Annotated in this window: 3 protein-coding genes; 1 reads left to right on the top strand and 2 read right to left on the bottom strand. The window is 58.2% G+C overall.

The features are described 5' to 3' along the window. Nucleotides 1–362: 362 nt before the first annotated feature. Together B5D80_RS27920 and B5D80_RS27915 are read right to left on the bottom strand one after the other, a co-directional pair. Nucleotides 363–761, bottom strand: a complete 399-nt coding sequence (locus tag B5D80_RS27920; RefSeq protein ID WP_144081785.1) for a hypothetical protein — start codon at nucleotides 759–761, stop codon at nucleotides 363–365. A gap of 586 nt (nucleotides 762–1,347) precedes the next feature. Continuing rightward, entirely contained in the window at nucleotides 1,348–5,616 is a 4,269-nt protein-coding gene (locus tag B5D80_RS27915) for an NACHT domain-containing protein (RefSeq protein WP_245855030.1), read from the bottom strand. A gap of 414 nt (nucleotides 5,617–6,030) precedes the next feature. Between B5D80_RS27915 and B5D80_RS27910 the strand changes: the two genes are divergently transcribed. After that, a complete protein-coding gene (locus tag B5D80_RS27910; RefSeq protein ID WP_088646927.1) occupies nucleotides 6,031–6,945 on the top strand; it encodes a hypothetical protein in 915 nt (304 codons plus the stop codon). Nucleotides 6,946–7,186: the final 241 nt, after the last annotated feature.

Below are 7,186 nucleotides of genomic sequence, written 5' to 3'. Positions count from 1 at the left end.
CCTCAAGGGCCTCAAGCAGGTCGACGGCTGGCACGACATGCCCCTGACCAAGGCCGCCCAGACCGTCCAGGTGTCGGCGTACCCCGACCACTACGCCCAGTGGGAACAGCAGGCCGCCGACCTCGTCGCCCAGCACTGGAACAACTGACCCACCCGCGCGCCACCACGAAGCGCGTCACCACGAAACAACATCATGCGAAGGCCCCCGGCTCAGTTGAGCCGGGGGCCTTCGTGATCCTCTGGTGGAACTCATGGAGACCCTTGTACACCCCTGTTGGGAGGCCAGACGCCTGCTTGCGATGGCCAGACGATGGGCATGACGACGCAGAGTCTCTTGACCGTTCCGGGACCCTGACCCCGTCTCACATGGCAGGGACGAGCTGCTCCAGGTTCCGCCAGTCCTTGGCTGCCCAGTCCATCAACTGACGGACGCGCTCCTTGCCCTCGTTGATCACGACGTCAACGAAGCACTCACACTTCGCCAGATCACGACCGTTGAGCATGCACACCGCGATGCCCGCAATCTGCATACCTCTCGACACGGCCACGAGTTGCTGGTCCCAGGGCAGCGGGATGCGTTTGGCGATCTCCCTGCCGAAGACTCTGACCACACGCGGCGTACTGAGCACCTCCAGCAGGTAGCTCACCAGGTCGCCGACCCGGTCATGGAGCCAGTCCTTGCCATCCAGCGCGGCACGGGCAAGGCGAGCGAGCCCCTTGCAGTTCCGCCCCGACCAGTCGTGCGTCAGCCGATCCCACACCCTGTCCCCTGCGTAGCTGGCCGCCTGGGCCACGGCTGCGTCGACTGCACCAACGGCCACCGTCGCCTCGACGTACTGGATGGCCTCGGCAACCAGGGCGTCCCGTACTGCGGGTGAGAGCCTCGGGCGTGGTCGTGTCGATGCTCGGGATGGACGGGGCGAGCTTGCTGTCCGTTGAGTCCGCGGCGGTGGCTTCGACTTGGCCTTCTTGGGAGTGTGCTTGGCGTACTCGGACAAGCGCCCACGAAGAGGAACCTCCGGCCGACCGCGATGCTGCGGACACCTCTGACCAACGTGGCTGACCGGGCGCTGACAGGCGCGCCCGTCCTCGTCACGCGGCCCCCTGCACTTGACCTTCTGCTTACGCGGCCTCTGAGCCATGGCCGTACGTAATCAGACCGGCACTCGACGCGGCAGCCTCCGATCTTGTCGGATCTTGGACAGGTGACAGCCATCAGCCCAGACAGCTTGGTCTGCACACGGCCAACGAGACGCACCTAATTCAGGGTCTTGCGAACCCGGACTGTGAGGCGCGGAGGCTGCTCAGGACCGCTACTCGCCAAAGGAAGACAGTAACAAAGCACACCTAACGTTCTGCGGCATCAACCAACTCGACCATTCCATAGGCGTTGAGGGCTAGCAACTGATCGATCAGGTCGAGGGCTTCGCGTCGCTGACCATGTGAAGTTGCCTGAGCGTATGCTCTGAATACAAGCTGCCCCACCTCCCTCGCGTCTCCAGCCGCACCCGTCGAAATGTCGCCAATATCCGCACCATGGACTTCGGTGAACCGACGAGCACACAAAATTACAAGGGCATCAACGCGATCGGGCGCACGTTCGAGCGTTATTAACAGTTGCGGCACGGCCTCGGAGTATGCCTCTGAGGAGATCAAGGCGGTCAGGACGCGAGAAAATCGACGCAGCCGTTCATTGCGAAGAACGCCAGCAACCTCCGCTGCCGCCTCACGAACACCCTTGTCACTATCGTTCATCAGGTGGATGAGGGTGTCCTCTGCCACGGCCGAATTCGTAGCGGCGGGAAGCAAATGAGCGCATACCATGGCCGCGCCTGTCCGAGCTGCGGCATCTTGGCCCGCAACAACAGCCTGAAGAAGACCTTCCTGCCCCCACTGCACAGCAGCGATAGCCGCCAGGGCGCCGCCGCCTTGCCGTACTTCCGCAGCCTCTGCAGCTAGCATGCGTGGCACAAGTGGCATTACGATCGCAGGGTCGGCGTTGCCGATGTACCTAATAAGTCGAGTTACCGTCTCAACAACAAGCAACCTATCGTCGCCCTGCACTAACAGCTTGAATGCATCGACTGCCTGAGATCGCGCATGCATCAAGCAACCCGCAACAATCTGGGCAACGCATGCTCGAACTGCTACAGATGGATCCTGTGCCAACCGGTCTAAGACTGGCACTACCAGCGCCGTGCGACGCCCGTCTGAATCGTAAACAAGAAGATACCCCAACGTGAGGGCGAGGCTACCTCTCGCCGTGTTCATACCCTCCGACATGATTACACCGTCGAGCGATTCCCGTTCACCCAACTCATGGTTTGGCCATCTGTCTGCGACAGGGTCCTCTGAGCTCATGATCCGTTCGATGAGCATCGTAATGATGTCAGCGGGAACATCGCTCTTAAGGTAGTTCTTTCGAAGCGGCCAGCCGAGCCATCGGTCGTTCTGCCCAAGGTGAAGTGAAGCAATGTGACGTATAGCTACGAAAAGGGGATTGGGATCTGGGAGTGGGTCACCTTCACCCAGGCCCATCAGGATCGCCTCGGTATAGTCGGGATTAATCGAGTCATCGAGCCGCAAGGCAAGTCTTGCGAATCGCACAGGATCCTCCGCCACCTCGCCCTGCAGAACATGCGATAGTTCGCGGGAACCGCCTCGAAAGGTCGTAAAGCTCTCCCGATCCGAGTTGTGTCTCGCCATGGCGCGCAACCAGTCTTCGTCAGACATGTACTGGGCCGCATCCGGTGCAATAGGCGACTCGACCTGACGAACGACGATTGGCTCGGGCTCCTCCGGAGAATCCATTCCCGTGAGACGCCTGAGTTCGCCTAGCCGTCTCCGACCCAGAAGGGACAGCCTGGACTCACCCATAGCAGACAGGAGACAAAAGACGTACCAACCGGGGTTCCTCCTCTCCCACGAGAACCGGAGAGCGACCACCTCGCTCTCCAAACGGCTAAACAGTTCGGGGGACAAGTGAGGAGTAATAGCCTCTATGAGTTGACGGGTTGTCCAGACACCATTGGACATGTAACCGCTTAGGAAACGGGTAGAGCCCTCCAGAAGAAGACTACCCGCCCAATCCGCATAGTGTGAAGCCGCCGCACCTCTCAGACCTTCATACAATAGCCATTGCGCCGCCTCATGCTGGTCTGCTGCCAACTTCTCCAGCAAGGGCCGGGCAGCCGCTGGGTCATTCCCGGCGAAGCTTCGAAGAGCGCTGGCCGCACCAAAAAGCACCGCGTCCTCAAGCTCATGGAAGCTGTCGTGAGGAACTCGATAGCCGAAGTGTGCATCTGCAAGGAGATGCTCCGCCCACGGTCGTTCCGTCAGGCGCATTACGGACAATAAGTAGGGTGTGATTAACTCACAGAAGACCCGCGGAGCACCCTTTGCAGCCCCTGTCGTTAGTCTGATCAGCGCGTCGTCGCCGTCAAGGAGGAGCGCTACCCTTCCGGACTCATCTACAGCCAAAGCATTCGGCCGCAAAGCTAGGTGCGCGACAAGCAGTTCCGCCGCCCATGCAGGCTGATGCTCCGCCAGGTCGTAGGTAAACATCCACAGGTCGTGGCCATAATCTTGTAGCTTGCCAGTACGGATGGCATCGAGGAGGAGATCGAAGAGTGGGCGGCTTTCGTGAACGTTTGCAAAACGTACGGTCCAGAGCAGCCAGTTGGCGTACCTTTGACGTCCCGCGTGTGGCGCGAGAAGTTCCGCCATTCGCTCTGGCCTTTCCTTTATCCCACCGAGCGCCACATGCAGCGCGTTGTCCTGGACTCGCTCATCGCCACTAGCGAGCCATTCCTCGAACATCCCCTCGGCGTCAAGGCGATCGAACCAAGGCAAGGTGCGCAGGGACAACCACACTCGACTTTCGAATGGCGGGTTGGCGTCAAGGACTCGGTTCATCATGTCCCAGTCAGCACTAGACGGTTCCGAAAGCGAGTGAACGATGCCGAGCACCACTTCTTTGATGTGGAATCTAACCTGCTCATGCATGAGCAGGCCCTCAACCTCTTCTACGAATCTCCCCAGATCTGATGCCCTGAGATGACTAAGAATCTGACGAACTTGAGATCGCCGGAATAGCTCCTGTTCCCCAGCGAGGAGGAACTCGACGATGCTTTGCCGTTGACTAATCCACGCCCGAGTAAAGACATACCCGAAAAACGCCTCATGGAAGAAGGCGATCCGCTGGCCGTCCCTAACCAAAACATGTTCCGACACCAGCACACCGGCATCGACAGTTAGATCGTCATGGTCAAGGGTCGAGACATCTATCCAAAGCCGCTGCCGCGAACTCATCGCGCTCGCAACGGTTCTAGCGACCTGCGCGAAGCGCGTGCCTTCACGACGATGCAAACAGGCAATCACTTTGCGATCCCAGAAAGCATCAAAAAGACCGTTCGGAGTCTGAAAGGACAGAACTCCGGATTGATCGGCAATACTCTGCAATAGCACGAGGTGCAGCGGTGATCGGAGTAGATCTACTTGTCGTTGGCCGAGAGAAGCTGGATCAATCCCCATCGCGTGAACGGCGTCTGCAACTTGCGGCTCGGAGAGCATTTCTAGCTCTACTCGTACTGACCGCTCGCCAGTAACCAATTCCCGAATACGGTGGTCATTCTCAACGTCAAACCTTCTACACGCAAGCACGATCCGCATCTTCGGGAAAGCGGCAGCCTCTCTAATCGTGTTTGCAATGGCGTCAAAGCTGCGCGGCATCCGCCCTGAGGCGAGACTGACGGCGTCAAGCTGATCTATTACGAGTACGGACGGGCGTTGGCCCGCTACGACCGAGAGCGCGGTCACCGGCGAGACTGTCAGCCCAAGCTTCTCACCGAGTTCGGCCGTTGATGAGAAAGCCTCAAGGCGATCGAGGCGGAAGCCAAGAACTGCCACATCCTTGGTGATCAGCTCACCGGCCAACTCGTGAAGGACGGCACTCTTGCCGTAACCTGCGTCTCCTGTAAGGAGTAGTAGTTGGTCCTCGCCCTCCAATAGCTCAACAAGCCTAGCCGCCTCACTCCGGGGAATGATCGGCTTGATGAGTTCGCGTTCAATTCCGGCGATCCAACCCGCCGTGATGGCAGCGGCATGTTCGGCGATCGTCGCCGTTCGCACTTGTTGAGCGCGCCGTAGTCCGTACTCAGACAAGCCTGCCTCAATAGCCGCAGCATCTAGTCGGACTCCTAGATTCTGCTGAACAAAGTCCCCTAAACCAACTGCAGCCAATCGGCCTGCCGCACCCTCCAGAAGCATGTCTGCAATTACAGCGTTTATGTCATTGAGGCTTCGCTCGTCATGCCACTCGATCCAAAATCCCCGAAGAATAGTCCATGCCGCCTCGGGCGATCCGAAGATATCAGTAGAGGCAAGCTGATCGAAAGATTCTTTCAGCTCGTCACTTAGAAAATTCTTGGTAAACGAATCTAGGTCGGACGAGCGCCGAGCCCTATCAGCCAGCTCTTGAATTGGGCGCGCAGGAATTATGGAGACGAAGTGGAACCTGCGACCAGCGCTGACATGCTTGCGCGCGTTTTCCCAGATACCCTTTTCCTGCAATGACTTGGGAGTCCAGCTGTTCGCGTTACGGTTCTGACGCTTCACCTGGTGGACTTGTATCGACCTGCCATCGCTAAAAGTAAACTCCGCGCCTTCCGCGAACTCGTCGATATCTTCGACTGTGATAGACGTTCCAGCCCCCGATAAAACCCGCAGGACATGCCGTACCGTCCAAGCGCCTTCGTATCGGTTGCCGAACTTGTCAGTCTCGCCGCCAGGTCGCGGACTCATGCTCCGGTCTCCGATTCAATCCAAGCAGAGTACAAGCGTCGTGCAGATGGCCTCGGGCAAGTGGAACTCATAGCATCTATATTGTGGGAACACAGCAACATTTGTCAAACATCTCTGGGAAGTGAATGAGCTGGCCTCATCGCAAGGATGCCTGACCCTTCCCGTTGCCAAATTAAGGCAAGGTTGCCCAGAGTGACATCGCCGTAACTGTTTAGTACACTGATTTGCATGACAGCGCAACGCATCAACCCTGCAGTATTGCACCCGCTCAAGGAAGCGTTGGTGCTCGTCTTCTGGTACAAGAAGGACTTGCGTAGCTTCCTGACTTCCTGTTTCGGCAGGGCTGGCTTGGTCGCCCACCTTGACTGGACTGACTACAAGCGGGCAATCGTTGCGCAGCTAGTAGACGCCATGGCGGCCGACCAACACCGCTACTTCGATGACCTCTTGAGTCTGATCCTGGCAACGGCTGACATGACGGACCCGAGCCATCTCAAGCGACTTGAGGACGGAGCCAGAAAGTACGCCGACGCTGTTGCGGCCGTTGAAAGTCTACGCCGTCTGGCCGCGCCATACCAGCGCCTTCGCAACGAGAAAGAAGAAGCGGCTCGTCGTCGTGAGGCCGAACGAGTACAGGCCGAGATGCAGCGCGCTATCAGTGACAAGCTCCAGGAGTTGCGAACGCAGTTCTACGAGATAGTTACACTGCCCGCTCAGAAGCGCGGCTACGCTCTGGAGGGGTTTCTCAACAGCCTATTCGCACTCTTCGACATCGACGCCAAGGCCCCGTTTCGCATCTTTGGCGAGCAGATCGATGGCGCGTTCACCTTTGAAGGCGAGTTCATCCTCGAGGCGAAGTGGCGGGATGCAAAGACGCCGCCTTCGGATCTGGACGCATTCGCTATGAAGGTAAGCAGAAAACTCGACAACACGCTTGGCCTGTTCCTTTCGATGAACGGCTTTCAAGATAGCGCCGTTGAGCTTCACTCTAGAGGTCGACCCGTTATGATCCTGATGAGCGGCGAGGACCTTAGTGCGGTGATTGAGGAGAGAATCAGTCTTCCTGACCTAATCCAGCGCAAACGTCAGCACGCCGCCAGGACCGGGGATGTCTATGTCAGCGCTTATGCCCTGCTCAGCTAGACACACCAAAGCTATGCAAGCTCTGCGCGGCGCATACTGCCGTGCCCCAAATACCTCTAAGTAGTTCGGCCTGGCTGCCTCAGCCTTCCCTTTTAGGCGCATCATGCTAGAGGTCATCTATTTCGATGGGCCACAATGCGGATACCGCGATTGCCGGTTTAGCATTCCGTGGATTCAACCGAAGTAGATGCTACAGCCCGCAGGTCCTTCACCATCCGTAATCTCTTCGGCACTCCTTGAC

It is taken from the genome of Micromonospora wenchangensis, assembly GCF_002210435.1.
Taxonomy (GTDB): domain Bacteria; phylum Actinomycetota; class Actinomycetes; order Mycobacteriales; family Micromonosporaceae; genus Micromonospora; species Micromonospora wenchangensis.
The sequence above is the reverse complement of the archived record's forward strand: the minus strand, read 5'-3'. Positions and strand labels throughout refer to the sequence as shown.